Annotated in this window: 27 protein-coding genes; 15 read left to right on the forward strand and 12 right to left on the reverse strand. The window is 44.9% G+C overall.

Annotated features, from left to right (window positions below; genetic code table 11):
• Positions 1-81: 81 nt before the first annotated feature.
• A complete protein-coding gene (gene lysA / locus BM100_RS12880; RefSeq protein WP_092511559.1) occupies positions 82-1,362 on the reverse strand; it encodes a diaminopimelate decarboxylase in 1,281 nt (426 codons plus the stop codon).
• A 213-nt stretch (positions 1,363-1,575) separates the two neighbouring features.
• Here lysA and BM100_RS12885 point away from each other — a divergent pair, with 213 nt between their 5' ends.
• Positions 1,576-2,505, forward strand: a complete 930-nt coding sequence (locus tag BM100_RS12885) for a LysR family transcriptional regulator (RefSeq protein WP_092511561.1) — start codon at positions 1,576-1,578, stop codon at positions 2,503-2,505.
• On the opposite strand, the gene BM100_RS12890 is transcribed toward BM100_RS12885, so the two are convergent.
• Positions 2,488-3,402 carry a LysR family transcriptional regulator gene (locus tag BM100_RS12890; RefSeq protein ID WP_092511563.1) on the reverse strand — a complete coding sequence of 305 codons (915 nt, stop codon included), beginning with the start codon at positions 3,400-3,402 and terminating at the stop codon, positions 2,488-2,490. The two genes, BM100_RS12885 and BM100_RS12890, sit on opposite strands and share 18 nt — an antisense overlap.
• 126 nt (positions 3,403-3,528) lie before the next feature.
• Between BM100_RS12890 and BM100_RS12895 the strand changes: the two genes are divergently transcribed.
• The gene (locus BM100_RS12895; protein WP_092511565.1) at positions 3,529-4,413 is read left to right on the forward strand and encodes an MBL fold metallo-hydrolase; all 885 of its coding nucleotides are present in this window, start codon (positions 3,529-3,531) and stop codon (positions 4,411-4,413) included.
• 135 nt (positions 4,414-4,548) lie between these two features.
• Here the strand turns inward: BM100_RS12895 and BM100_RS12900 are convergent, their stop codons facing one another.
• Positions 4,549-5,169, reverse strand: coding sequence for a TetR/AcrR family transcriptional regulator (locus tag BM100_RS12900; protein ID WP_092511567.1), 621 nt, complete (start codon positions 5,167-5,169; stop codon positions 4,549-4,551).
• 265 nt (positions 5,170-5,434) lie between these two features.
• On the opposite strand from BM100_RS12900, the gene BM100_RS12905 reads away from it, so the two are divergent.
• Positions 5,435-6,175, forward strand: a complete 741-nt coding sequence (locus BM100_RS12905; RefSeq protein WP_092511569.1) for an SDR family NAD(P)-dependent oxidoreductase — start codon at positions 5,435-5,437, stop codon at positions 6,173-6,175.
• A gap of 24 nt (positions 6,176-6,199) precedes the next feature.
• Positions 6,200-7,738 (forward strand): MFS transporter, encoded by a 1,539-nt coding sequence (locus BM100_RS12910; RefSeq protein WP_092511571.1) that lies wholly within the window; start codon positions 6,200-6,202, stop codon positions 7,736-7,738.
• A 546-nt stretch (positions 7,739-8,284) separates the two neighbouring features.
• Here BM100_RS12910 and BM100_RS12915 read toward each other — a convergent pair.
• The 4 genes from BM100_RS12915 to BM100_RS12930 all read right to left on the reverse strand — a co-directional run bounded on the left by BM100_RS12915 (position 8,285) and on the right by BM100_RS12930 (position 10,728).
• Positions 8,285-8,530 carry a YfhL family 4Fe-4S dicluster ferredoxin gene (locus BM100_RS12915; protein ID WP_092511573.1) on the reverse strand — a complete coding sequence of 82 codons (246 nt, stop codon included), beginning with the start codon at positions 8,528-8,530 and terminating at the stop codon, positions 8,285-8,287.
• 21 nt (positions 8,531-8,551) lie between these two features.
• Positions 8,552-9,268, reverse strand: a complete 717-nt coding sequence (locus BM100_RS23410) for a carboxymuconolactone decarboxylase family protein (protein ID WP_211284492.1) — start codon at positions 9,266-9,268, stop codon at positions 8,552-8,554.
• Between the two features lie 105 nt (positions 9,269-9,373).
• Entirely contained in the window at positions 9,374-9,994 is a 621-nt protein-coding gene (locus BM100_RS12925; protein WP_092511575.1) for a glutathione S-transferase N-terminal domain-containing protein, read from the reverse strand.
• A complete protein-coding gene (locus tag BM100_RS12930; RefSeq protein ID WP_175494954.1) occupies positions 9,991-10,728 on the reverse strand; it encodes an MFS transporter in 738 nt (245 codons plus the stop codon). The genes BM100_RS12925 and BM100_RS12930 overlap by 4 nt, the downstream gene beginning before the upstream one ends.
• A 125-nt stretch (positions 10,729-10,853) precedes the next feature.
• On the opposite strand from BM100_RS12930, the gene BM100_RS12935 reads away from it, so the two are divergent.
• On the forward strand, positions 10,854-11,177 hold the full coding sequence (locus BM100_RS12935) for a hypothetical protein (RefSeq protein WP_092511577.1): 324 nt from the start codon (positions 10,854-10,856) through the stop codon (positions 11,175-11,177).
• A gap of 101 nt (positions 11,178-11,278) precedes the next feature.
• On the opposite strand, the gene BM100_RS12940 is transcribed toward BM100_RS12935, so the two are convergent.
• A complete protein-coding gene (locus BM100_RS12940; protein ID WP_092511655.1) occupies positions 11,279-11,728 on the reverse strand; it encodes a prepilin peptidase in 450 nt (149 codons plus the stop codon).
• A 524-nt stretch (positions 11,729-12,252) separates the two neighbouring features.
• On the opposite strand from BM100_RS12940, the gene rsmE reads away from it, so the two are divergent.
• The 4 genes from rsmE to ruvX all read left to right on the forward strand — a co-directional run bounded on the left by rsmE (position 12,253) and on the right by ruvX (position 15,048).
• Complete coding sequence (rsmE, locus tag BM100_RS12945) at positions 12,253-12,984, forward strand: 16S rRNA (uracil(1498)-N(3))-methyltransferase (RefSeq protein WP_092511579.1); 732 nt, start codon at positions 12,253-12,255, stop codon at positions 12,982-12,984.
• Positions 12,985-12,993: 9 nt separating this feature from the next.
• Positions 12,994-13,953: a glutathione synthase gene (gshB, locus tag BM100_RS12950; protein ID WP_092511581.1), complete on the forward strand. Its 960-nt coding sequence runs from the start codon at positions 12,994-12,996 to the stop codon at positions 13,951-13,953.
• A 109-nt stretch (positions 13,954-14,062) separates the two neighbouring features.
• Complete coding sequence (locus BM100_RS12955; RefSeq protein WP_092511583.1) at positions 14,063-14,626, forward strand: YqgE/AlgH family protein; 564 nt, start codon at positions 14,063-14,065, stop codon at positions 14,624-14,626.
• Positions 14,626-15,048: a Holliday junction resolvase RuvX gene (gene ruvX / locus BM100_RS12960; protein ID WP_092511585.1), complete on the forward strand. Its 423-nt coding sequence runs from the start codon at positions 14,626-14,628 to the stop codon at positions 15,046-15,048. Before BM100_RS12955 ends, ruvX begins: the two co-directional genes overlap by 1 nt.
• A gap of 43 nt (positions 15,049-15,091) precedes the next feature.
• On the opposite strand, the gene BM100_RS12965 is transcribed toward ruvX, so the two are convergent.
• Complete coding sequence (locus BM100_RS12965; RefSeq protein ID WP_092511587.1) at positions 15,092-16,093, reverse strand: type IV pilus twitching motility protein PilT; 1,002 nt, start codon at positions 16,091-16,093, stop codon at positions 15,092-15,094.
• Between the two features lie 22 nt (positions 16,094-16,115).
• Between BM100_RS12965 and BM100_RS12970 the strand changes: the two genes are divergently transcribed.
• The 5 genes from BM100_RS12970 (at position 16,116) to hemW (ending at position 20,090) form a co-directional block, all read left to right on the forward strand.
• Positions 16,116-16,799, forward strand: a complete 684-nt coding sequence (locus tag BM100_RS12970; RefSeq protein WP_092511589.1) for a YggS family pyridoxal phosphate-dependent enzyme — start codon at positions 16,116-16,118, stop codon at positions 16,797-16,799.
• Between the two features lie 81 nt (positions 16,800-16,880).
• Positions 16,881-17,702 carry a pyrroline-5-carboxylate reductase gene (gene proC, locus BM100_RS12975; protein WP_092511591.1) on the forward strand — a complete coding sequence of 274 codons (822 nt, stop codon included), beginning with the start codon at positions 16,881-16,883 and terminating at the stop codon, positions 17,700-17,702.
• A 27-nt stretch (positions 17,703-17,729) separates the two neighbouring features.
• On the forward strand, positions 17,730-18,296 hold the full coding sequence (locus BM100_RS12980) for a YggT family protein (protein ID WP_092511593.1): 567 nt from the start codon (positions 17,730-17,732) through the stop codon (positions 18,294-18,296).
• Positions 18,297-18,373: 77 nt separating this feature from the next.
• Positions 18,374-18,967 carry an XTP/dITP diphosphatase gene (locus BM100_RS12985; protein ID WP_092511595.1) on the forward strand — a complete coding sequence of 198 codons (594 nt, stop codon included), beginning with the start codon at positions 18,374-18,376 and terminating at the stop codon, positions 18,965-18,967.
• Positions 18,960-20,090, forward strand: a complete 1,131-nt coding sequence (gene hemW / locus BM100_RS12990) for a radical SAM family heme chaperone HemW (RefSeq protein WP_092511597.1) — start codon at positions 18,960-18,962, stop codon at positions 20,088-20,090. The genes BM100_RS12985 and hemW overlap by 8 nt, the downstream gene beginning before the upstream one ends.
• A gap of 100 nt (positions 20,091-20,190) precedes the next feature.
• Here hemW and BM100_RS12995 read toward each other — a convergent pair whose 3' ends face one another.
• Both BM100_RS12995 and BM100_RS13000 read right to left on the reverse strand, forming a co-directional pair.
• On the reverse strand, positions 20,191-20,742 hold the full coding sequence (locus tag BM100_RS12995; protein WP_092511599.1) for a LeuD/DmdB family oxidoreductase small subunit: 552 nt from the start codon (positions 20,740-20,742) through the stop codon (positions 20,191-20,193).
• Entirely contained in the window at positions 20,739-22,037 is a 1,299-nt protein-coding gene (locus BM100_RS13000) for a 3-isopropylmalate dehydratase large subunit (RefSeq protein ID WP_092511601.1), read from the reverse strand. Before BM100_RS13000 ends, BM100_RS12995 begins: the two co-directional genes overlap by 4 nt.
• A gap of 320 nt (positions 22,038-22,357) precedes the next feature.
• Here BM100_RS13000 and BM100_RS13005 point away from each other — a divergent pair, with 320 nt between their 5' ends.
• On the forward strand, positions 22,358-23,278 hold the full coding sequence (locus tag BM100_RS13005) for a LysR family transcriptional regulator (protein ID WP_092511603.1): 921 nt from the start codon (positions 22,358-22,360) through the stop codon (positions 23,276-23,278).
• 39 nt (positions 23,279-23,317) lie between these two features.
• Here the strand turns inward: BM100_RS13005 and BM100_RS13010 are convergent, their stop codons facing one another.
• Positions 23,318-24,097, reverse strand: coding sequence for an L-threonylcarbamoyladenylate synthase (locus BM100_RS13010; RefSeq protein ID WP_092511605.1), 780 nt, complete (start codon positions 24,095-24,097; stop codon positions 23,318-23,320).
• Between the last annotated feature and the right edge of the window lie 20 nt (positions 24,098-24,117).

A 24,117-nucleotide genomic window follows, 5' to 3' on the forward strand; every position in this document is an offset into this window, starting at 1 on the left:
CTGATGCTGATTGAAGAAAGAAAGAGTTGAAGCAAGATAAATAAGACAAATACGGGGACATAAAACGCCCCGTATTTTATTTTACACAGACTCCAGCAATAACAGTTCCTCTATTGTCTGGCGACGCCGAATCAAACGAGCCAGTCCTCCAGTGAACAAAACTTCGGGAATCAAAGGGCGGCTATTATAATTAGAAGACATGGATGCGCCGTACGCTCCTGTATCATGGAAAATCAGATAATCACCAACCTGAACGCGAGGCAGCATACGCGGTATAACTTCCCCTCCTTCCAACTGGGTAAAAACGTCACCTGATTCACATAATGGTCCGGCGACCAACGTTTCCTGCAAGTCGTTTTCCTGTAGATTGCGGCTATCATCATGAACGGTTGCAGGCAACACTGAAATATGGTGATAACTGCCATACATTGCCGGTCGCATCAAATCATTGAATCCCGCATCCCCCAGCACATAATGACGACTTCCCATCGATTTCACGGCCCGCACTTCTGCCATTAAGATGCCGGACTGAGCAACCAAAAAACGCCCCGGTTCAATTTCCAACTCAACATGGTGCCCCAGATGTTGCTCGATGCGCTGACGGGCTTCATGCCACAAACTATAATAGTGTTCCGTATCCACGGCTTCTTCGCTGCTATTGTAAGGAATCGATAGTCCCCCTCCCGCTGAGATAGCCTGAATATCTTCCCCACACAATATGACCTGTTCCACCATCGCATTGCATACATTGGCAAGGTGCTGATAATCCACACCTGAACCAATGTGCATATGCAATCCCATCAATTTCAATCCGTTCTGACGAATCTTTTCAATCGCAGAAGAAATTTCCTGATACCAAATGCCATGTTTGCTGTTTTCGCCACCTGTATTCGTTTTCTGGCTATGCCCATGCCCAAATCCGGGGTTGATGCGTAGCCAAACAGGATGTCCGGGCTGGCGTTCACCTATCTGGTCCAGCATATCAATAGAGCCAACGTTTACAGGAATATCCAGTTCAATGACACGGGCCAGAGTTGCTTCATCAATCACATCAGCAGTAAACACAATTTCTGATTTTTTCCGCCCCGGTTGAAAACCCGCATAAAGCGCCCGTTCAATTTCGCCCAATGACACCGCATCGACTTTAACACCCTGCTCTCTCATTAAACGCAGGATATGAGTATTGGAGCATGCTTTTTGCGCAAATCGGATAACATCAAACTGTTTTAATTTCTCGATTTGTTGAATGATGCTATCGCCATCGTAAACCCATAATGGAGTTCCATATTGATGAGGTAATTGAGAAAGGTGCTCACGGGTAAAATGTTTCCCAAAATTGGGGGGAAAAGTTGCAATTGTCATTGAAGTACCTTACAGAATCAGCAGATGATTCATTATGGGCAATAACAAGGTTGGAAAAAAATATCCATTTATCCGCACTCTATTCACCTGTGATATAGAGTTGTCTATTTTTAGAGCCGCTTTTTAGTATAATATTTACGTGGCATGAGAATATCATGCCAACCTATCGTGAACGGACGATTCCAGCGGGCACAAACAATAAAGGAAAAATATATGCATCCTTGTTCATGGCGACATATTGAGATTTTTCATGCAGTAATGACCACTAACAATCTGACCGATGCTGCGATCTTGTTGAAAACATCTCAACCAACAGTCAGTCGTGAACTCGCCCGACTTGAAAAATTGCTGAAACTAAAATTATTTGATCGCATCAAAGGACGATTGTTTCCTACAGTACAGGGATTGCGGTTATTTGAAGAGGTACAGCGTTCTTACTACGGCCTAGAGAGAATAATCAATGCAGCAGACAGTATTCGCCAATTTGAATATGCCCAACTATCCATCGCCTGTTTGCCCATGTTCACCCAATCCCTGCTTCCCAAAGTTTGCAGTAGCTTTATCCAGCGTTATCCTGAGGCGAAATTGACTATCATTCCTCAAGAATCCCCTTTGTTGGAAGAATGGCTTTCAGCGCAGCGTCACGATTTTGGTTTAACCGAACACTTACAGACACCCGCAGGCACTGAACAAGAAACCCTGATGACTTTAAATGAGGTTTGCGTTCTGCCGGCCAATCACCCACTCAGCCAAAAATCACATCTGACACCAGAAGATTTTCACGGGCAGAATTTTATCAGCCTGTCGATAACAGACAGTTATCGACAGCTCATTGATGCAATATTTACTGAACATCACGTCAGCCGAAAAATGGTGATGGAAACCCACAGTACGGCCTCAATTTGTGCCATGATTAATGAAAGCATTGGCATATCTATTATCAATCCACTCACGGCTTTGGACTACTTAGATAGGAATACCGAGATTTGCATTCGCCCATTCAGTATCAATATTCCTTTCACCGTAAGTTTAATCAAGCCAATACACCGCCCCACCTCAGAGCCTGTAGAGGCGTTTATCACTCATTTAAAACAGCACATAGTTTCATTTCCCGAAAAATTATCTTCAGCGTTTCAGCATTAATTTTTGCCAGTGCTCTGATGTAGCAAACCAGTTCACCAGAAAATCCAGCAATACACGCAAAGTCGCCGGCATATTTTGCCGGCTGGCATAGATACCATAAATCCCCATCGCCTGAGGTTGGTAATCCGGCATCAACTCGACTAGCTGCCCTGACATTAAATAAGAAGCAACAGAATAATAAGGTTGCATTGCGATTCCAGCCCCTTGCAAAGCGGCTTCCATTAATACCGTGGACTCATTGGCGCTTAGTGTGCCACTGACCGGAACTGAATAGCATTCATGCTGTTTTTCAAATACCCACAAACTTTTGCCGAAAAAATTATAAGTCAGGCAATTATGTGATGCTAAATCTTCGGGATTTTTAGGTGGTGAATTCTTTGCCAAGTAAGATGGGGCAGCGCAAATAATGGAATGGCAGGTCGATAATGGACGAGCGATCAGATTTGGCTCCAGGTTGTTAGTAATGCGGATTGCCAAATCAACACGTTCTTCTATCAAATTAACGACTTTATTATTCATTTGCAGATTGACAGCAATCTGTGGATACATCTGCATAAATTCTGGAATGGCAACCGCCAGCGCACTCATGCCCAATGATTGAGAACAACTGACACGCAACGATCCCCTCAATGTTTGTGCTTCCAATGATTGCTGCACAGGCATGGCTTCCGCCAATTCCATTAACTTAAGACAGCGATGATATACACTCTCCCCTGCCGAAGTCAGGCTAATTTTGCGCGTTGTACGATGCAATAAACGAATTCCCGCCCATTTTTCCATTTCAGCCAAATAACGTGACACCATTGCTCTTGACATATCCAACCGCTCTGCCGCCGCAATTAAACTTCCTTGCTCAACAATCGTCACAAACACTTGTGCTGCTGTGATCCTGTCCATTTCAACCACCCATTAGATCGATATACGCAACAAATAATTGCTGATTATGGTGTTTTTAAATCGAAATATGCAACTTATCATACGTGCCATTCAAGCAAACAAGCATTTTGATATAGGAATTCAATGATGGCTCGCAAAACAACATCAACTATCGCTCTGGCGGCGACCCTGTCTTTAGGAATGACAGCACTGGCTCAAGCTGCCGAACTCAAGATGGGTATCTACAACCCAGGTGAAAAAGGCATTTTCCCTGTTTCTTCAGAAATTATCAGTGGTGACCGTGAAGTTGTCCTGATCGATGCCCAGTTTAAGAAAAATGATGCGCAAGAGCTGGTAAAAATGATCCAGCAGACCGGCAAAAAATTAACAACGATTTACATCAGCCATTCTGATCCCGATTTTTATTTTGGGCTTGATGTGATAACAGACGCGTTCCCTGACGCCAAAATCATTGCATCACCTGAAACCATCAAAGCCATCAATGAAACCAAAGACGGTAAACTGGCTTATTGGGGTGAAATTCTGGCAGATCAGGCACCTAAAAAAATCGTTGTGCCTGAGCCACTGAAAGGCAACACATTTATGGTTGATGGCGAAAAATTGATTGTTGAAGGCTTGGATGGCCCGGCAGCAGATCGTACATTTGTCTGGATACCGAAACTGAAAGCCGTCGTGGGTGGCGTTATCGTTTCAGACAACATTCATGTCTGGACTGCGGATACTCAAACTAAAGAATCGCGTCAACATTGGGTACAAACATTAGATCGCATTAAAAAACTGAAACCAGAGACTGTTGTACCAAGCCATTACCTGGGCGATTCATCGATGTCATTGCAGTCAGTGAATTTCACGCAAAATTATCTGACTACACTGGAAAAAGAGTTGCCAAAAGCAAAAGATTCCGAAGCGTTGATTGCCGCGATGAAGAAACACTATCCAAACCTTGCTGATGAATCCAGCCTGGAAATGGGTGCCAAAGTGCTGAAAGGCGAGATGAAGTGGCCTCAATAATCTGACAATGTATACCGGACGCTGCAAACAGCAGCGCCCGGCCTTGCTTTTTCTCATTCTTACCGTTTTTTCAGCTAATTTTTCCCTATAGGCCAATCCAACTGATAGAACGACATCCGCAAGGACTAGTGGTATCTAGTCAGCCATAGAAGCCACGCGCATATCCCAATTGCGCATGATTTCCGTAACCGCCGCATCCAGCACAGCACCAGATACCCCATCGCGCGCCAATATGGACAATCCACCGAGGAAACAGTAAAAGGCGGCGGCAAAAGCCTGTATGTCGGTATCCGCAGGCAGTTCCCCAGAGTTGACTGCACGCTGCATACACTGTCGAAACCCTTCACTCGTACGCTCACGCTGTTTGGCAAGTAACTTCTGTACATGCTCATGCTCTGGTGAACAAGTGCTGGTTGACAGCACCAGCAGACACCCTTTGGGGTGATCTGGTTCAGTTTGCATCTTTGCAGAGCGGCGCAAAGAAAGTTCGACGGCTTGGCGCGGTGAAAGATTTTCATCCCATAAACTGGTGATGACTTGACCGTGTGTAGCGATATACCGTTCCACCACCTCTCGAAACAGCGCTTCTTTGGAACCGAAGGCAGCATAAAAACTGGGGGCGGTTATGCCACCACCAATGCCTGCTTTAAGCAGCGATAGGGATGTGGATTCGTAACCATGTTCCCAGAACAGGTTCATCGCCTGTTGGACAGCTTCATCACGATCGAAGGTACGGGGACGACCCATTTTTGCCATAACTGACTCCTCTGGTGCAACGGCATAAATACTGTTCTACATAAATACGACCTTATATAAATACTAATCGATATAAAAGTCATTGACAATGTGAGACCGTCTCATCTATATTTATATCGATCGGTACATAATGACATAAAAGCCCAGCTTAACCCGCGTTCCGCCTGTTGTGGTGGCCGGGCCTGCACAGCAAACGGAAAACACTCAAGCAGGTGCAGGGGGAAAAATGTTATTTATTTTTTGACTATACCTAGGAGTCCATAACATGAGTTCACTTGCAGGAAAAGTCGCCCTCGTTACCGGAGGCAGCCGTGGAATTGGTGCAGCCATTGCGCGCACCCTGGCCGCACAAGGTGCGGACATTGCTATCACCTATGGCACATCTCAGGATAAGGCACAAGCCGTGGCCGACGAGATTCGTTCACTCGGCCGCCGTGCCGAAATTATCGCTGCCGATGCAACTGATGCCACACAGGTCATCGCGGCAGTGGATACCGTCGTCGCCAAATTCGGGCAGTTGGATATTTTGGTCAACAACGCTGGTAACTTCCTGACTGGTACTATCGACCAACTCACGCTTGACGACTTTGAGCGCACTATTTCTGTCAATCTGCGAGCGGTGTTCGCCGCCACCATGCAGGCGGTTAAATATCTTCCCGACGGTGGGCGTATTATCTCCATCGGCAGTTGCCTTGCTACACGCGCAGGGGAGCCTGGTCTCAGCTTGTATGCCACCAGCAAAGCGGCCCTGGTTGGCTTCACCAAAGGTGTGGCACGCGATCTGGGTGCACGCCGTATCATGGTCAACCTCGTACAGCCAGGCCCAACAAATACTGACATGAATCCAGCCGATGGCCCGCGTGCACCTTCAAAACTGGCTGGATTGGCACTGCCGGCTTACGGTCAACCCGAAGATATTGCTGCTACCGTGCTGCATCTGGCTGGCGATGGCGGGCATTTTATTACTGGCTCGGTATTCGATGTAGACGGCGGTTTCAGCGCTTAATTCGACCCTAAAGAGGAAGCTATAATGCCCACACATGATGCCGGTGTACGCCGCTGGTTGTTGTTACTGTCCGTCTGCCTGACCGGCATCCTGACACCATTGTGCTTCACCGGCCCAGCGGTAGTGTTGCCGTCCATCCATCAGGTACTGGGAGGCACACCCAGTCAACTCAATTGGGTAATAAATGGCTACATTCTCACCTACGGCAGCCTGATGATGGCTGCTGGCAGTCTGGCTGATACCTATGGGCGCAAGCGCGTCTGGTTACTCGGCTTGATGTTATTCATCGTGGTAACATTCGCCATTCCCTATGCACCTTCAATACTGTGGATGGATGCATTGCGCTTGTTGCAAGGCGCTGGCGGTGCGATAGCCTTCGCCGGCGGTGTTTCTACTCTGGCGCAGGTGTTTCACGGTTCATTGCGCACCCGTGCATTCAGTATTCTGGGAACCTGCTTCGGCGTGGCGTTGGCCTTTGGGCCGCTGGTGGCGGGTTGGCTGACAGATACAGCAGGCTGGCGCTGGGTATTTCTGGCAACCGGGCTGCTCAGTATCATAAGCCTGATTCTGGCATTCTTTACTGCCGACGAGTCACGCGATCCACAAGCGATGGGGCTGGATTGGCCGGGAGCCATTAGTTTCTCAGGCTTTCTCACTCTGTTGACTTACGGCCTGCTGCTCGTACCTGAGCATGGCTGGGCGGATACCGGCGTCATCATATCGCTGGCAGCGACTGTCGTTCTTTTTATTGCTTTCGTCATCATCGAGCGATATAAGGCCCGACCAATGCTCGACCTGTCTCTGTTCAGTAACGCCCGCTTCATAGGCATACAGATACTCGGCGCTTCACCCGCATTTTTCTACATCACTCTGATAGTGATTCTGCCGGTGCGTTTCATCAGCGTAGATGGCTACAACGCGTTGGAGGCCGGACAGTTGATGGTTACCCTTTCTGCGCCATTACTGGTAGTGCCCTTCATCGCCGGAATATTAGCTCGATGGCTGTCAGCGGGCGTACTTTCCGGTATTGGCTTGCTGATTCTGGCTCTGGGATTGTTTTGGCTGGGGAAAACCCTTGCAGGAGGCGCAGCCGATGGCGCTTTATTATGGCCAATGATGTTGATTGGCATTGGCATCGGTTTACCTTGGGGCCTGATGGACAGTCTGGCGGTCAGTGTTGTAGAGAAAGAACGCGCAGGCATGGCAACCGGTATCTTCAATGCAGTGCGTGTGTCCGCCGATGGCGTGGCACTGGCAGTATTGGGCGCGCTGTTGGCGGCACGTATTCACGCTGGTCTTTCGGACATAGTTTCTGACGCAGTACTCAGACAAGTCGCCAGCCGTGCAGCCATTGGCGACGTCGCAGGTGCCAGTGCTTTATTGCCGGGTTTGGGCGATGCAGTTCTGCATAGCTACGACTCTGCATTTCAAACCACACTGTTTCTTTTGTCGAGTGCCGCTGTTCTTACAGCATTGCTGATCTTCGCGTTGCTTGGACACGTGCATGCCCACGACGAAAAATCGGTTAGTACGAAAAGCGAGTATAAACCGTCTCGCTCTTAAGTGAGGTCAAGCACCACAAGAACAATCAGCGCAAGGTTAATTACCACAAAATAAGAGCTTCATTATTTTCGTTGCTGCCTATATTTCAGCCACTACCTGTATTTTCACGATTACATAATGTGGCTGATATATTTGGTGTAGATGATGTGTTCCACTTCTCCCGCGCAGACAAGCGATTATACATTAATAATCTATCCCAAAAGGATTTTATTCCACATAAGTAATCCACAACAAAAATATAGATCGCTACAGTTTATCTTTCCATATGCAAATCAAGCGATATTAGAATAAATTTTTAATTATAAAAAAATCTAATAGCATATGGCCAATAAGTATTATTGGCCATATGGAACATTAAATAACATTCAAAAAAATATTTATTTTTTTGAGAGAAACAAATTATATAAAAATTAACAATTAATTACCTAAAAAGTAAAATCCACAATAAACTGGAATCATTAAAATTAAATTACTAATGACATAAATTCAATTGGTTCAGAATGTTTTCACAAAAATAATAAAAACATATTACAATTGCAAAAATATTTACTCTGTTATTCTCACAAATTTTTCCCATAATTTCTCTTTAGTCTCGGCAAACTCCGGAAGAAGGGGTATACAATCGACAGGACATACTTGCTGACATTGTGGAACATCATAATGACCAATACATTCAGTACAGAGGTTTGAGTCTATTTCATAGTACTCATTCCCTGCAGAAATTGCTTTGTTGGGGCAAGCAGGGCGGCAAACATCACAGTAAATGCATTCTTCAGTAATCGTTAAAGACATATTTTCTTATATCCAATTCAGTTAAGAATTAATTTTCCACGGAGGATTAAATGGCAACAGGACGTTTTCAGGTACTGGTTTCCTGGCTACATTGAGTTCTTTTCCCAATAAAGAGAAATAACCATCCAGAGCAGTAAGTTCAACTATGCCGGATTCGCCAAATCGAGATTTGACAGCATCATAAGTGGCATTTTTAACCATATGAGTTTTATTTAGCTCGGTGATAAATTGATAGACAATGGTTTCGTCATACGTCATGTTTTCTGGTATACGTTGTGCAGCTAATGCATCTGCGGTATGTCTTGAAACACCCGAACGCAAAGCGATCGGTTCATGAATATACCATTCATAAGGCGATTGAACTTCCCTACCGACGATCAAAATCGCAAACTCACGGATGGATTTTGGTAACGGTGAAGTAAAACGAACATGCTCACCAAGCATTTGTACTCGATTCAGTAGCTCAGGGCTTCTCAACAACACTGAAAATGGTCCAAAGATACAGCCACGAGGGCCTGAACTGATTTTTTTAATAGCTTTCAGTTGAGCAGAATCTGCATTAGAGGGAACTATATCAGGCAATCGTTCCAGATATTTATCCTCATCAGAAAATTTGACAGCATCACATTGTGCAGGCCATTTTAGAGGATCACTGATTTTTTCCACTTGAGAGGCATAGGCCATGCTTTTTGAGCATAGAAGAACCAACACTAATGCTGTGCTTTTTAGTAATTTCATTTAATTATACTCCTTGATAGTTTTAAATATCGCCTGTTGTTACGAGGCTGTTGAATAAAACTGAATAGTCGGTTTATTACTGTAGGTTTCCTGAATTATGGTTTGTTAATTCCTGAAATCATCAATCTCACTACAATTGACATAAATACGAGAAACATTCCTAAGATGATTTAGATCAATATCCTGTTTACGTGCGGATTCGCATTGGGCAAAAAGACAAATATCCGCCAAGCCCGGTGATGACCCGCAACAAAAAGAAGATTGAATAGATTTTTGGCCCATCATATCTTCAGCTACTCTCAACGATTCTTTTAACCAGTAAGTTTTCCATTCTCTTATTTCATCTTCGTCGAAACTGGATCCATGCAATTTTTCAACGACTCTTCGTGTGATTAAAGGATGATAGTCCGAAATAAATATTCCTGCGAAACTACGGCTCCATGCTCTATCTGTAGGATTTTCAGGAAGAAGTGATTTAGGCGGCACTATTTCATCCAGATATTCAATAATGGCTAGTGACTGCGTCAGTGAATATTGATCATGAGTCAACATCGGTACTTTTCTTTGCACATTAAGTTGGTGAAATGCACAAGATCGATGTTCTCCTTCCGATAAATCTATTTCTACGTAATCGTATATAATATGCTTTAGCTTTAATGCGAGCATGACTCGCTTCGTCGCCGAAGAGGATTGGTAACCATAAAGAATAAATTTGTTCATACTCATAGCTCATCACCAACTGATTTAAATGTGCCCCTTTTAATCACACTGAATAACCAGTTAAGAAATCCTGGTGCCTGTAATAAGATCATTAATCCGAATGCTACTTGGTACGCGGTCTGGGGATAATGCCCTGCTGAATCTACAGGCCAAAAACCAATGATCACGCCGAACACAGTTTGTGTAAGAAAAGCACCAAATAGAATGAGCAAATTAAGACAAGTAGCGGCACGGCCAGTCATTGCTGGAGATACATTTTGCGCCACAATGGTATATTCTAGACCGGCAATGGTGCCTATCAGAGCGAAGCTAATAGAGAGCAGCGGCAATAAAGGAACGATGTTGAAAACACATAAAACCTGTATTGCCAAAAACAAGGCAATGCCTATCCCACCAACTTCCATAGGTTTAATATTGAACTTGCCTGCCCACTCAGTGATGGCACCCACAGAAAGTGAGCCGACAACGACTGCTCCCATTCCAACAAACAGGTAGAGCGAAGTGAGTGCATTACTGCAATGCCCGACATCCTGTAACCATTTGCCCATCCACAGCCCCTGTAGCCCAAAAGCAACTGTATGAGGAAGCAGTAACAAGCTGATGACCTTACGAAACGCGCGATCTCTATAGACTTCAAGCAATGAAGCGAGACTTGGCCACTTCACCATTTTATGCTCAATTGGATCTTTGGGAACCCATATTGCGATGGCAATCATAACAATCAGAGTAATACCTGCCATCGCAAAGAATAAATTTTCATTATTATCTTAGTAGCAATTTACATAATGTATTCTACATAAATGAATGAAAGCAAAAACATACAAGACCATTTTGTAAATGTGAAAAAATAGTGGTGTTATAGTCATTGTCTGAGGCTCGGCGCAGCCGGAATGAAAAACAGGAACGGGCTTACTTCGTGGTGTATGCGCGCAGAGAACAAACCGATCGAAAACTCTGGCTCATGCGGTACTGGCAGCCTTGCGGATACGAGAGAAAAAAAACGCCGGAGGGGTTGATAGCCCTCAGTGTAGCGGCACTGCGTAATCTGCTGTCAAAATTGATGGAAAAAATGGGAGAGGCAATCGAACAGATTTTACATTGGCCATACTGGCGGCGACAATACTGTGCACAACAATATCACTATCGCCGCCGGGATAACCCTTTGAACACAAATCAATTACAGCTGTAATACTAAGACATCGCCGCTCTCGCAAGTTATCAAAGAACAATATATTAAAAAGGAAATATATTAAAAATTAAATACCTAAAAAAATTTGAAAATCAAATAGTTTAACCATCCATGATATTAATATCGCTCAGGTGAAACCCCAACAGTATTATTGCCGAAAAACATAAATAAGGCCCAAAAGCGATAAAGTCAGGATAAGATTTTCTTTTTAACCTTAATAACATAAATCCAAATAAACCAGACAATGAAGCCATTAATATCAGGATTGGCACCATCTCTACACCTAACCATGCCCCTATCGCTGCTGTTAATTTGAGATCCCCTTGACCGATTCCCTCTTTTTTAAAGATATAAAAGCATGACCAATATAAAAACCACAAAAATAAATACCCTGATATGGCGCCGTAGACTGCACTCCTAATCGTCACCCAGTTGCCATCGATATTAAATAAAATTCCAACCCATAATAAAGGAAAAGTGATAATATCCGGCAAGCAATATGTTTTAATATCAATAATAGATAATAAGAGCAACGTACTGCAAAAAAACATAACCACCATATAATCTAAATTAATTAAAATAATAAACCATCCTTTGTTTTATTTTTAGAAAAGCACTTATCTTTATAGAAAAACATTTCTTTTTATAAATGACATCCTTGTCACTCTATTATTTCCTTATTTTCTGAGATTAGTCAGAACAGAATGGATACTAATATTTTGTTCCTGACGTTGACAAGAATAAATTAATTAAAAACGTGGCTGTGAAATAAATCTGCGAGCCGGCTCGCAAGAGCCATCTGTTCCTTCGAAACAAAGAGATATATCCAATGGATTTCAAAATGCAGTGCGGCCGCAAAGGCAGCAAGGAGGTTACATATTTGTCAGTAATGAACTGGTCATTCCCAAAACTTTCCTCCAGTAAGTGACTCCAACAAAAAATCGGTAATTTGAAAGGCAACGTGTATAACTTGATCGTGTAAACAGCGCTCATTTATCATGGCAGAATTCACATTGTCATATGACTGTTTGCGCCATACCGGAATTATCCGGGAAAAAAGAAGGAAAGAAGAAATATGCGAATTCCCCGCATCTATCACCCTGAGCCGCTCTCAATGGGGATTGAAATCTATCTGAATGATGATGCAGCCAACCATGTTGGTCGAGTGCTCAGAATGAACCCCGGTCAGGCATTACAGCTTTTTGATGGCAGCAATCAGGTTTTCGATGCAGAAATTACCGAAGCCAGTAAAAAATCCGTCAAGGTACGTATCCTTAACAATCAATTGGCTGATCATGAATCCCCACTGGATTTACATCTGGGGCAAGTCATGTCCCGCGGTGAAAAGATGGAATTCACCATCCAAAAATCTGTCGAATTGGGTGTCAGCACCATAACCCCATTACTTTCTGAACGATGTGGTGTAAAACTGGATGCTGAAAGGTTGGAGAAGAAATTACAACAATGGAAAAAAATTGCCATTTCAGCCTGTGAACAATGCGGCCGCAACCGCATTCCTGAAATCCGCCCAGTGATGTCGCTGGAAGCATGGTGCGAAGAAAATGATGGTAGCCTAAAATTGAATCTACATCCTCGTGCCAATCAGAGTATTAATACCCTCCCACTTCCCGTGGAAAAAGTACGCCTGCTGATTGGGCCTGAAGGGGGATTATCTGCGGAGGAAATTGAAATGACGGCAAAATATCAATTTACTGATATCCTGTTGGGGCCTCGCATTCTGAGGACAGAAACTACGGCACTCACCGCAATTACCGCCTTGCAAGTACGTTTTGGTGATTTGGGTTAAGGAGAAGAAATGATCAAGCTCGGTATAGTGATGGACCCTATTTCATCCATCAAAATCAAGAAAGACACTAGTTTTGCCATGTTGCTGGAAGCACAAAAACGAGGCTGGGAAATTCATTACATGGAGATGAATGATCTCTATCTGCATCAAGGTGAAGCCCGCGCCCGTACCCGCTTACTCACAGTAGAAGAAAACCCACAGCAATGGTATCAGTTTGGCAGTGAACAAGAGATTGCTCTCGATAGTTTGCAAGTCATCTTGATGCGTAAAGATCCGCCGTTTGATACTGAATACATCTACGCTACCTATATTCTGGAAAGGGCGGAAGTCAAGGGCAGTCTGATCGTCAATAAGCCCCAAAGCCTGCGCGATTGCAACGAAAAACTCTTTACTGCCTGGTTCCCGGAATTGACGCCCGATACGCTGGTTACCCGCAGTGCAAAGCATTTGCGTGAATTCCACCAAAAACATGGCGATGTTATCTTCAAGCCACTGGATGGCATGGGAGGCGCGTCTATCTTCCGTTTGAAGCAAGATGACGCCAATGTAGGGGTTATTATTGAAACCCTCACTGAACATGGCAGCCGTTATTGCATGGCACAAAATTTCCTTCCGGCCATTAAAGATGGTGATAAGCGCGTACTGGTCGTGGATGGTGAACCTGTACCATACTGCCTCGCCCGCATCCCGGCTCAAGGGGAAACACGCGGCAACCTTGCGGCTGGCGGACGTGGCGAAGCCCGCCCATTGTCAGAAAGTGATTGGGCCATTGCCCGTGCAGTTGCGCCGGTATTAAAAGAGAAGGGACTTATCTTTGTTGGGTTAGACATTATTGGCGATCGCTTAACTGAAATTAACGTCACCAGCCCAACCTGCGCCCGTGAAATAGAAGCCGCCTTCCCTGATATTTCGGTCACAGGGATGCTCATGGATGCTATCGAAAAACGATTGGAAAAACAGGTAGCATAATAGCCCGAACTATACCCGTTTCCCGGTAATATTTGCCATTTATAATAAGTGCCCACATACTGGTGGGCCAAATTACTCTTACATTGCCAAAATAATTATCAGAAAACACATGAACCTACAGCACCATTTTCTTATTGCCATGCCTTCGCTCTCTGATCCTTATTTCAACCGTTCTGTAGTCTATATCTGCGAACATGATCAAAACGGGGCAATGGGATTAGTTATCAATAAGCCAATCGCTCAGATATCCATCCAAGGTATCTTGGAAAAGCTGAATATCGCCCCAGAAGATAGAGACGATACCATCAGCCTCAATAAACCGGTCATGGCAGGTGGTCCCCTGTCTGAAGAGCACGGCTTTATTTTGCATACACCACAATCAGGTTTCAGTTCCAGCATTCAAATTTCCGATCAAACGATGATCACCACTTCCAAAGATATGCTGGAAGCACTTGGTACACCACGCCAACCAAAAGATGTTTTAATGACTCTCGGGTATTCAAGCTGGGAAACAGGCCAATTGGAAAAGGAAATAATGGAAAACAGTTGGCTTACCGTCGGAGCAGAACCCTCTATCATTTTTAATACTCCCATTGCTGATCGCTGGCGTGAAGCCGCTTCTTTGCTGGGGGTTAATATTCACAATCTCGCACCACAAGCAGGGCATGCCTGATGAAAAATCGTACTATTATTGCTTTTGATTTCGGTACTCGCAGTATCGGTGCCGCTATCGGACAAGAAATTACAGGCACAGCCAGAGCGCTATCTTCCTTTAAGGCCAACGAAGGCTCTCCAAATTGGGAGCTTATTGGCAAATTACTCAAGGAGTGGCAACCCGATTTGGTTATTGTTGGCCTGCCACTCAATATGGATGGAACTGAGCAACTCGTTACCGCCCAAGCCCGAAAATTCGCCAATCGTCTGCATGGTCGTTTCGGTGTTCAGGTTGAGCTGCACGATGAGCGGTTAAGCACTGTGGAAGCCCGTTCCCATTTGTTCAATTACGGCGGCTATAAGGCATTGGATAAAGGCAAAGTAGATGCCGCTTCTGCCGTTATAATTCTGGAAAGCTGGTTTGAGCAGCAACACTCGTAATGCACAAGGAAACTAGCTGTTATCTTGCAATAGCAGCTACCCCTTATTCTGCCAGCAGCCCCGATAAACTGCGTTGCTGCCGGCTTTGCTCATAGGTTTGCATACCGCAGGCAGCCCCCGTCTGCATTAAAGAGGCTATTTGATGATTTTTGCCTTCTCGGATTAAATGGCTGACGGCTTGATTAACAACCAGGATTTCATGGATAGCCACCCTTCCCCCTTTTCTGGTCGGTATCAGCTGTTGAGAAATAACCGCTTTTAAACTTCCTGCCAGTTGGCTGCCAATCCAACCTTTTTCTTCTGCGGAGAACACATCAATCAGACGATCTATCGTTTGAATAGCACCTCGGGTATGTAACGTGGACAAAACCAAATGCCCCGTTTCAGCCGCAGTCAAGGCCAATCGGATTGTCTCCTTATCACGCAATTCTCCCAGTAAAATCACGTCGGGATCTTGCCGCAATGCCCCTTTCAATGCGGTTTGATAATCGGAGGCATCCTTGCCTATCTGCCGTTGCTGTATCAGGCAATTCCGGCTTTGATGAACAAATTCAATGGGATCTTCCAACGTAATGATATGCTTGCTGCTGTGGCTGTTAAGAGTATCAATCATGGACGATAAGGTTGTCGATTTTCCGCTTCCTGTTGCACCTGTCACTAATATCAAGCCGCTCGCCTCCTGCAAAATAAGCTGCTGGATAATATCTGGTGCGTGGAGTTGTTCCAGAGTCGGGCATTTATCCGCAATTAACCGCAATACCAATGACAGGCGTGATTGCTGGTAAAACAAATTTCCCCTTAGCCGTTGTTTATCTGGCAACTCCAACGCAAAATCAACATGCCCGTGTTTTTTTAATTGCTGCTTCTGGGTATCCGATAATATTTTTTCACTCCATGCTACGAGGGTAGCTGACTGAATTCTTTCCAATTGCATCTGTGGATACAGCACACCATTGATGCGCAAAACAGGAACTTGCCCGACACAAAGATGCAGATCAGAAGCATTATGCTTTACACTAAGGGACACCCATTTTTCCATATTCATTTTTTAATCTCCTGAGTTACTTATGAACAATATCGAACAAAATATTCAAGATGTCAGGAACCACATTACTCTTGCAGCTCAGAAATGCGGGCGCATTCCAGAACAAATTACTTTACTTGCAGTCAGCAAAACCAAACCTGCGGGTGACATCGCAAAAGCCATAGCCGCAGGCCAACGGGAATTTGGTGAAAATTATGTTCAGGAAGGCGTTGAAAAAATTCAACACTTCAGCAACCGAAATGATCTGGTATGGCACTTTATTGGCCCATTGCAGTCCAATAAGAGTCGCTTGGTTGCAGAAAACTTTGATTGGTGCCACACCATTGATAGGGAAAAAATCGCCCAACGCTTAAGTGAACAACGTCCTGAAAATATGGCGCCCCTCAATGTATTGATTCAAATTAATATCAGTGGTGAAGAAAGCAAATCAGGCATATTGCTGGAAGATTTAACTGAATTGGCAGCAAGGATTAACGCACTGCCTAATCTGGTATTGCGTGGATTAATGGCTATCCCCGCACCGGAAAGCAACCCAGAGCGCCAAGTCGCTGTTTTTCGCCTGATGGAACAAGCATTCCTAGATCTAAAGACACACTATCCGCAAATCGATACCCTTTCCATGGGTATGACGGATGATATGGAAGCGGCAATTACCTGCGGTTCTACATTGGTTAGAATTGGAACGGCAATATTTGGCGCCCGTTAGTACCGTTCTGACTTTGAATCCTAAATTTAATAGCATCTGATTGATATTTAAAGTTAATTTATTGATATGCAAGGTTTTTTAATGAAGAATCGTAAAATCACCTTTATTGGCGCAGGAAATATGGCTCACGCTATCATCGCCGGATTGGTCAAAAAAGGTTATCCCGCCGAGCTTATTACTGTCTGTTCCCCAAACACAACTCGCCGTGATGTGTTGGCAAATGAGTATGGCATCAACAGCCAAAGCGACAGCATTCGCTATTCTCAGGAAGCCGATGTTATTGTACTGGCTGTTAAGCCTCAAATGATGGCAGAAGTATGTGAACCACTGCATTCACACGTTGATTTCAACCAGAAGCTGGTTCTTTCTATTGCTTCCGGTATTAGCGTTTCCCGTTTTTATGCGCTGTTGCAAGATAATCTCAACATTGTCCGCATCATGCCCAATACCCCTTCACTTATTGGCCAAGGTATCAGTGGGTTGTTTGCACCAAAACAGGTGGGGCAATCTGATCGCGAATTCGCTGAATCACTGATGAGCAGTGTTGGTAAAGCCTGCTGGCTCAATAATGAAGACGGCATTAACGACATTATTGCCATTTCCGGCAGCGCTCCTGCCTATTTTTTCCTGTTCATGGAATCGATGCAGCAAGAGGCCGAAAAGCTGGGGTTCGATAGTGAAACCGCCAGAGAACTCGTTTTGCAAACCGCAATAGGCTCCGCCAAACTTGCCGAAACGCAAAAAGATCTTCCTTTTTCTCTCCTGCGTGAACAGGTAACATCTAAAGGAGGCACAACAGCGGAAGCATTACGCGTTTTTTATGAGGGCAATCTGCCTGAAACTGTATCCCGTGCCATGCAAGCTGCTATTCGCCGTGCACAGGAAATGGAAAAGTTATTTTAATTCAATTCGTTTAATCAGGGCTGCTACATGCAATTCTTAAATTTTGTCGTTCTCACAATTCTGGATTTATATATTGCTGTTTTACTACTGCGTGTCTGGATGCAATGGGCACGCTGTGATTTTTATAATCCATTTGCACAATTTATCGTTAAGATCACTCAACCGATAGTCCACCCGTTACGCAGGGTTATCCCTTCGATTGGCCCGATTGACACAGCTTCTGTCGTTCTTGCCTATCCACTTGTGCTGATCAAGATAATGTTGCCTATATGGATAGCTGCCGGGCAAGCTATCATGCCTACCGCAATCGTATTCCTGCTGGGGGTAATTGAACTGCTGACTGCGGCCGGTAAACTTGTCTTCTGGTTGGTGATTGCCAGAGCCTTGCTCAGTTGGATCAGCCAAGGCCGCAACCCTGTCGACTATGTATTGCTCCAATTGACCGAACCACTAATGGCACCTATCCGTCGCATTTTGCCTTCAATGGGTGGCCTTGATTTTTCCGCCATGATTGTGATTTTAATCCTCTACGCGTTGAATGCCCTGCGTTATGACGTCATAGGCTGGTTAGTTTCAATGTTCGTGATTTCATAAGTCGTGTCGCTGAATCGGATACATATATTGATTACTAGACAAATTAATTGCTAAACAGGTTAATTGGATACATAACAATGCAGAAAGTTGTTCTCGCCACGGGAAATGCTGGCAAAGTACGTGAGCTGGCTGATTTATTAGCCGATTTTGGCTTAGATATCGTGGCCCAAACTGAACTGGGTGTGGATTCAGCGGATGAAACCGGCCTCACCTTCATTGAAAACGCGATCATCAAAGCTCGCCATGCCGCAGCAGTCACCGGATTGCCTGCCATTGCGGATGATTCAGGGCTGTCTGTGGATGCTTTGGGCGGTGCGCCCGGTATTTACTCTGCCCGCTATGCAGGCAGCGATGCATCAGACCAGGCAAATCTGGAAAAATTACTGGAAGCCATGCGTGATGTTCCAGATGGACAGCGTCAGGCTCAATTCAATTGTGTTCTGGTCTATTTGCGCCACGCAGAAGATCCTACTCCTCTGGTATTTCACGGTCGCTGGTCTGGCATTATCGCCCGTGAATCCGCCGGGGAAGGCGGTTTTGGTTATGATCCTATTTTCTATGCACCCGAGTTTGACTGTACGGCAGCCCAACTAAGCCGTGAACAAAAAAATGCGGTTTCACATCGTGGAAAAGCATTGGAAATGTTACTGGAAGCCTTGCGTAATGCTTAAGCTGCCTCCTCTTAGCCTGTATATTCATATTCCTTGGTGTGTACAAAAGTGCCCTTATTGTGATTTCAATTCACATGCATTAAAAGGAGACGTACCGCATCAGGAGTATGTTGATCACCTGTTGGCGGATTTACGCGCGGATCTGCCGATGATTGGTGATCGTGAAGTATCAACGATTTTTATCGGCGGAGGTACTCCCAGCCTGTTAAGTGCAGAAGGAATGCAGCGATTGCTGGATGGAGTAAGAGCCTCACTCCGGCTTTCTCCACAGGCAGAGATTACGATGGAAGCCAATCCGGGCACTGTTGAAGCGGATCGTTTCAGTGCCTACCAGAAAGCAGGCGTCAATCGAATTTCCATCGGCATACAGAGTTTCGGCTCCGATAAACTGATCCGTCTGGGGCGTATTCACGGGCCGGAAGAGGCCAAGCGAGCAGCAAAATTAGCTGATGGGCTTGGTTTACGCAGCTTCAATCTGGATTTAATGCACGGTTTACCCAATCAGACACTCGACGAAGCCCTGAATGATTTGCGTCAGGCTATTGAGCTGTCTCCGCCGCACCTGTCTTGGTATCAATTAACGATTGAACCCAATACCAGTTTCGGTTCCCGTCCACCGGTGTTACCTGATGATGATGCGTTATGGGATATTTTTTCCCAAGGCCATCAGTTACTGACAGAGGCTGGCTATCAACAATACGAAACTTCGGCATATGCCAAGCCGGGTTATCAGTGTCAGCATAACCTTAATTACTGGCGTTTTGGTGATTACTTAGGCATTGGCTGTGGGGCACACGGTAAGATTTCATTTGAAGATGGGCGTATCCTCCGCACTGTAAAAACCAAGCATCCGCGCGGTTACATGCAGGGACGTTATTTGGATCAGCAGAATCATGTGGATAATGAAGATCGTCCATTTGAATTTTTTATGAACCGTTTTCGGTTATTAGAATCAATGCCGCGTCAGGATTTCAATCATTTTAGCGGATTACCGGAAAGTGCCATTCGTCCACAACTCGATGAAGCACTGGCTAAGGGCTATATCACAGAAAGCGATACACATTGGCAAATCACCAAACACGGTAAGCTGTTTCTGAACTCGTTACTGGAATTATTCCTTTAATAGCTGTTTTCTTACTGACTGCTTTCTTAATAATTGGCTCCTAAAAAATAAACTGCACCCGAAAATTAAAGGGTGCAGTTTATAATCCGTCGAATCTAAATTATTTAATTCTGCCCGTCGCACGGGCATAAGAAAACAAGCCACCAGCCGAGACGATATTGGCTAATTCACCAATAGGATCAGTTTTATATTTGTCACCATCTTTCAATAAAGTCACCGTCTGGTTTTCAACATCAATCTCAATGCTATCGCCCGTTACTAATTTTTCGCACAAGCGTTCTTGTGCTGCTATAGGCAATAACTCGCCGGTTGATACACAATTACGGAAAAATATACGGGCATAAGACTGAGCCAGAACAACTTGCACCCCGGATGCGCCCAATGCGGCAACTGCATGTTCACGCGAAGATCCGCAGCCAAAATTCTGCCCTGCCACAATAATCGGATACTTTGCCTTGCCCTTTTCTTCATCAATGAAAGGCAGAGAGCCTTCTGGTAACCCGCACATTGCCAATGAAGCCAGTTGAGCATATCCCTCAGGAGTCGAAGGATTTACTTTGAGATATTCTGCTGACAGGATCTGGTCAGTATCAATATTATCCGTTAATACATAGACCTCACCCCGAATAATATTTTCCTTTGAATCACTCATAAAAACTCCTCAGGATTTGTAATCTGTCCAGTAATCGCTGCGGCGGCAACGGAGTAAGGGGAAGCAAGATAAATGTTGGCGCGCTTGTGCCCCATTCGACCAACGAAATTACGATTGGTGGTCGATATCACGGATATTGGGTCATTGACACGCCCAAAAGTATCCGGCGGGCCACCACAACAAGCCGCGCATCCTGATTCAGAGGACAGTTTCACTCCCGCATCACTCAGAATTTGATAGACAGAAACACCTTCAATTTGAGTTGTGATCGTCTTGTGGAAAACCTCTTTTGTTGCGGGAACAGCATAAGTTGGAATTTTAACTTTATGCCCTTTGATAACACGGGCAGCCGCAACGAAATCTTCCAGTTTCCCTCCCGTGCAAGAACCAATATAGGCTTGGGAAATGGCAACATTGGCCACTTTCTCAATGGAAACCACATTATCTGGAGAATGGGGTTTTGCAATTTTCGGCTGCATGGAAGAAACATCAATATTTAACACACGGCTATACTGCGCATCTTCGTCAGGATAGACAATTTCAAAAGGGAGGCTATTCCGCTCTGCCAAATAGTCCAAGGTGGCCTGATTTGGCACCATGATGCCATTTTTCGCTCCGCACTCTACAACCATATTGCAAATGGTCATGCGCTCTTCTACAGATAATTCATCGACAACATTGCCGCCGAATTCTATGGCCTGATAGGTGGCTCCATCAACCGTTAATTCTGACAGCACGGACAGGATCATATCCTTGGCCAAAACGTGGGCAGGCTTGGTTCCGGTAAAATTGACGCGAATCGTTGTCGGTACTTTGAGAGGAATTTCCCCTGTGCCCAATGCATAGGCGGCATCAGTAATCCCCAGCCCGATGGCAAATGCGCCAAAAGCACCGGCAGTTACCGTATGAGAATCCGTTCCCAATAACACTTCTCCGGGGCGGGTATGGCCACCTTCAGCAAGCCCGATATGGCAAACACCTTTATAATTGGGCGTCCCGACATCATAGAAATATTTAATGTTCTGTTCAGCAGCAAACTCCCGCATAACGCGAATATTTTGATTGGCTTGTGAGTCTGCTGAATAGACGAAATGATCCGGGATCAAAATAAACCGTTCAGGATCCCATATCCGTGCATCCTGACCGAACTCTTTTTTAAAGACACTGGCTACGCCCGGTGTGCAGGGATCGTGAGACATTAGAATATCCACTTTCGCCCAAACCACTTCACCCGGAGTGACGTGTTCGCGCCCGCTCGCACGGGCAAGAATTTTTTGTGTGATAGTTTGGTTCATCTCACATTACCCCCAAAGATTAAAACAGACTCTGTTGATTGCATCCCCATTGGACTTCAAGATTAACGAGTACAGCCAACAAAGCAGTAACTTGAAATACGATAGCCATAATCCTAGCAAGATAACTACGCCTGTTAGTAGGGAAATACCTTCTTATGGCTCACTGTTTCCATTATGGGACAGTAGTTCTAAAAATGGGAAATTCTGCTGTTTAAATTTGCTACAGATTGTCCTGCTTAACTAAAGAATAGTCACTTCTATTCATCAGATATGTGATATCTTATGCAACGGTTCTTTCGCGCAAATCATCAGGTTATTTTATGAATAATATTGAGAATCTTACCTCAATGGTGGTTTTTGCCCGTGTAGTAGAGACTCTGAGCTTTACTGAAGCGGCAAAATCGTTACGGCTATCTAAATCTTCTGTCAGTCGTGAAATTGCACAATTAGAGGTAAGGTTAGGCACTCAGTTGCTTAATCGCACTACGCGCAAAATCCAAGTCACTGAAGTTGGGATGAGTTACTATCAGTACTGCCAACGGATTTTTACCGAATTCCAAAATGCTGAACATTTTATCCGCAATTTTCATGAAGAGCCGATAGGCAGTCTGCGTCTGATTGCGCCGGTATCATTCGGCAGTCAATGTATTGTCCCTGCCCTGAACAATTTTATTGCCGGGAATATACATATCAGCGTTGACCTGGAACTCACTGACAGAATAGTGAATATGGATGAAGATCAATGTGATATAGCGATCATTATCGGGCGCGAAGCTCCCCATCACCCATTCGTTATGCCCCTGATTGATATTACCTGGGGGCTTTATGCCACACCGAACTATCTGAAGCAGTTTGCCCCAATAGAAAAACCAGAAGATCTTCCCCGCTATGATTATCTGCTCTTCCGTGGCCCTGCACATACTATCTCTCTTCCGTTTCGCAAAGAGAGGCATAAACAACACATTGAAGTGCGGAGTCGGTTTCGCATCAATAACAGCGTGGCATTGATGAGTTCAGCGTTAAGCGGAGCCGGTATCGCTTATCTGCCAGATTATGTTACCCATGAGTCGGTTGCGGAAGGGAAATTAGTCAGGCTTCTTCCCGACTGGAATATGGACATTTACCAAGCCTGGATGCTGTTTAAATCAGAAAGCACACTCTCTTCACGCGTACAGTACTTTGCGACTTCCTTGCAGCATAAGCTGAAGCAGAATTTAGAAAATGGGAAAACGCATAAATAAGGAACATCAATGCGGGCGCCGCAGCACCCGCAAGAGATATCAGTAATAATTACCGTGACGATAATCCCAAGTAGTAAAGATGTCAGACATCATTGACATGATCTTATGGACATCCAACCCCTTACGGATCAGCACTGGGCAAGGCGTGATATCGCGCTGACCGTTTTGCGATGGCACCAATTTGCCCGAATCATCCACCATTGAAACCATGACACCTTGCTCATAGCGAGTTTGCTCAGTTTCATTTGGCTGGATGGACTTAACGTAATCATTGGCTGAAATAATCAGGTCAGCGCGCTCTTCTATCCGCTCACCAATACATTCAACCAGACCGCGGTTACCTTTGCCCGATGGATTAGCCGAGCTGGCAAAGGAGAACTTGCCGTATTTTTCCCACAGTTCTTTCGCCAAAATTTCGCCTGGTTTACCAAACTTAATCACGAAACAACTTGTGCCGCGCTGATCCATCATCAACTCTTTGGAACCATCATCTGGGATCTTGGCGACGGCTTCCTCTTTCCATGGCAGGATACAGCCCAACAATACGTCTTCATCCCAATGTTTTTGATAAAGTTCTTCAATTTCCGCGTTAATCTGAGCCAGCTCTTTCAACTGTTCCAGAGATCCACACAACACAACGCCCGGTTTGTTGCGATTACGCTGTTTCGCTTCAAACTTGCGCTCCAGACCTTGCGCATCAGATGTCATGATAATGTAGCCAACTTTGGTTGGACAGACGATCATTCCGCCATCATTAGACAGGATCTCTACCGCTTCCTGCTGTAACCCATTATTCCATTCAACTTTTTTGCTGCTCATATTATATCCTCTACTGGAAA

The organism is Xenorhabdus mauleonii (assembly GCF_900113945.1).
GTDB classification, from domain to species: Bacteria; Pseudomonadota; Gammaproteobacteria; order Enterobacterales; family Enterobacteriaceae; genus Xenorhabdus; species Xenorhabdus mauleonii.

Excerpts from the sequence above, each read along its gene's own strand:
- lysA (WP_092511559.1), bottom strand. The coding sequence starts at position 1,362 with ATGACAATTGCAACTTTTCCCCCCAATTTTGGGAAACATTTTACCCGT.
- BM100_RS12885 (WP_092511561.1), top strand. The coding sequence starts at position 1,576 with ATGCATCCTTGTTCATGGCGACATATTGAGATTTTTCATGCAGTAATG.
- BM100_RS12890 (WP_092511563.1), bottom strand. The coding sequence starts at position 3,402 with ATGGACAGGATCACAGCAGCACAAGTGTTTGTGACGATTGTTGAGCAA.
- BM100_RS12895 (WP_092511565.1), top strand. The coding sequence starts at position 3,529 with ATGGCTCGCAAAACAACATCAACTATCGCTCTGGCGGCGACCCTGTCT.
- BM100_RS12900 (WP_092511567.1), bottom strand. The coding sequence starts at position 5,169 with ATGGCAAAAATGGGTCGTCCCCGTACCTTCGATCGTGATGAAGCTGTC.
- BM100_RS12905 (WP_092511569.1), top strand. The coding sequence starts at position 5,435 with ATGAGTTCACTTGCAGGAAAAGTCGCCCTCGTTACCGGAGGCAGCCGT.
- BM100_RS12910 (WP_092511571.1), top strand. The coding sequence starts at position 6,200 with ATGCCCACACATGATGCCGGTGTACGCCGCTGGTTGTTGTTACTGTCC.
- BM100_RS12915 (WP_092511573.1), bottom strand. The coding sequence starts at position 8,530 with ATGTCTTTAACGATTACTGAAGAATGCATTTACTGTGATGTTTGCCGC.
- BM100_RS23410 (WP_211284492.1), bottom strand. The coding sequence starts at position 9,268 with ATGAAATTACTAAAAAGCACAGCATTAGTGTTGGTTCTTCTATGCTCA.
- BM100_RS12925 (WP_092511575.1), bottom strand. The coding sequence starts at position 9,994 with ATGAGTATGAACAAATTTATTCTTTATGGTTACCAATCCTCTTCGGCG.
- BM100_RS12930 (WP_175494954.1), bottom strand. The coding sequence starts at position 10,728 with ATGGCAGGTATTACTCTGATTGTTATGATTGCCATCGCAATATGGGTT.
- BM100_RS12940 (WP_092511655.1), bottom strand. The coding sequence starts at position 11,728 with ATGTTTTTTTGCAGTACGTTGCTCTTATTATCTATTATTGATATTAAA.
- rsmE (WP_092511579.1), top strand. The coding sequence starts at position 12,253 with ATGCGAATTCCCCGCATCTATCACCCTGAGCCGCTCTCAATGGGGATT.
- gshB (WP_092511581.1), top strand. The coding sequence starts at position 12,994 with ATGATCAAGCTCGGTATAGTGATGGACCCTATTTCATCCATCAAAATC.
- BM100_RS12955 (WP_092511583.1), top strand. The coding sequence starts at position 14,063 with ATGAACCTACAGCACCATTTTCTTATTGCCATGCCTTCGCTCTCTGAT.
- ruvX (WP_092511585.1), top strand. The coding sequence starts at position 14,626 with ATGAAAAATCGTACTATTATTGCTTTTGATTTCGGTACTCGCAGTATC.
- BM100_RS12965 (WP_092511587.1), bottom strand. The coding sequence starts at position 16,093 with ATGAATATGGAAAAATGGGTGTCCCTTAGTGTAAAGCATAATGCTTCT.
- BM100_RS12970 (WP_092511589.1), top strand. The coding sequence starts at position 16,116 with ATGAACAATATCGAACAAAATATTCAAGATGTCAGGAACCACATTACT.
- proC (WP_092511591.1), top strand. The coding sequence starts at position 16,881 with ATGAAGAATCGTAAAATCACCTTTATTGGCGCAGGAAATATGGCTCAC.
- BM100_RS12980 (WP_092511593.1), top strand. The coding sequence starts at position 17,730 with ATGCAATTCTTAAATTTTGTCGTTCTCACAATTCTGGATTTATATATT.
- BM100_RS12985 (WP_092511595.1), top strand. The coding sequence starts at position 18,374 with ATGCAGAAAGTTGTTCTCGCCACGGGAAATGCTGGCAAAGTACGTGAG.
- hemW (WP_092511597.1), top strand. The coding sequence starts at position 18,960 with ATGCTTAAGCTGCCTCCTCTTAGCCTGTATATTCATATTCCTTGGTGT.
- BM100_RS12995 (WP_092511599.1), bottom strand. The coding sequence starts at position 20,742 with ATGAGTGATTCAAAGGAAAATATTATTCGGGGTGAGGTCTATGTATTA.
- BM100_RS13000 (WP_092511601.1), bottom strand. The coding sequence starts at position 22,037 with ATGAACCAAACTATCACACAAAAAATTCTTGCCCGTGCGAGCGGGCGC.
- BM100_RS13005 (WP_092511603.1), top strand. The coding sequence starts at position 22,358 with ATGAATAATATTGAGAATCTTACCTCAATGGTGGTTTTTGCCCGTGTA.
- BM100_RS13010 (WP_092511605.1), bottom strand. The coding sequence starts at position 24,097 with ATGAGCAGCAAAAAAGTTGAATGGAATAATGGGTTACAGCAGGAAGCG.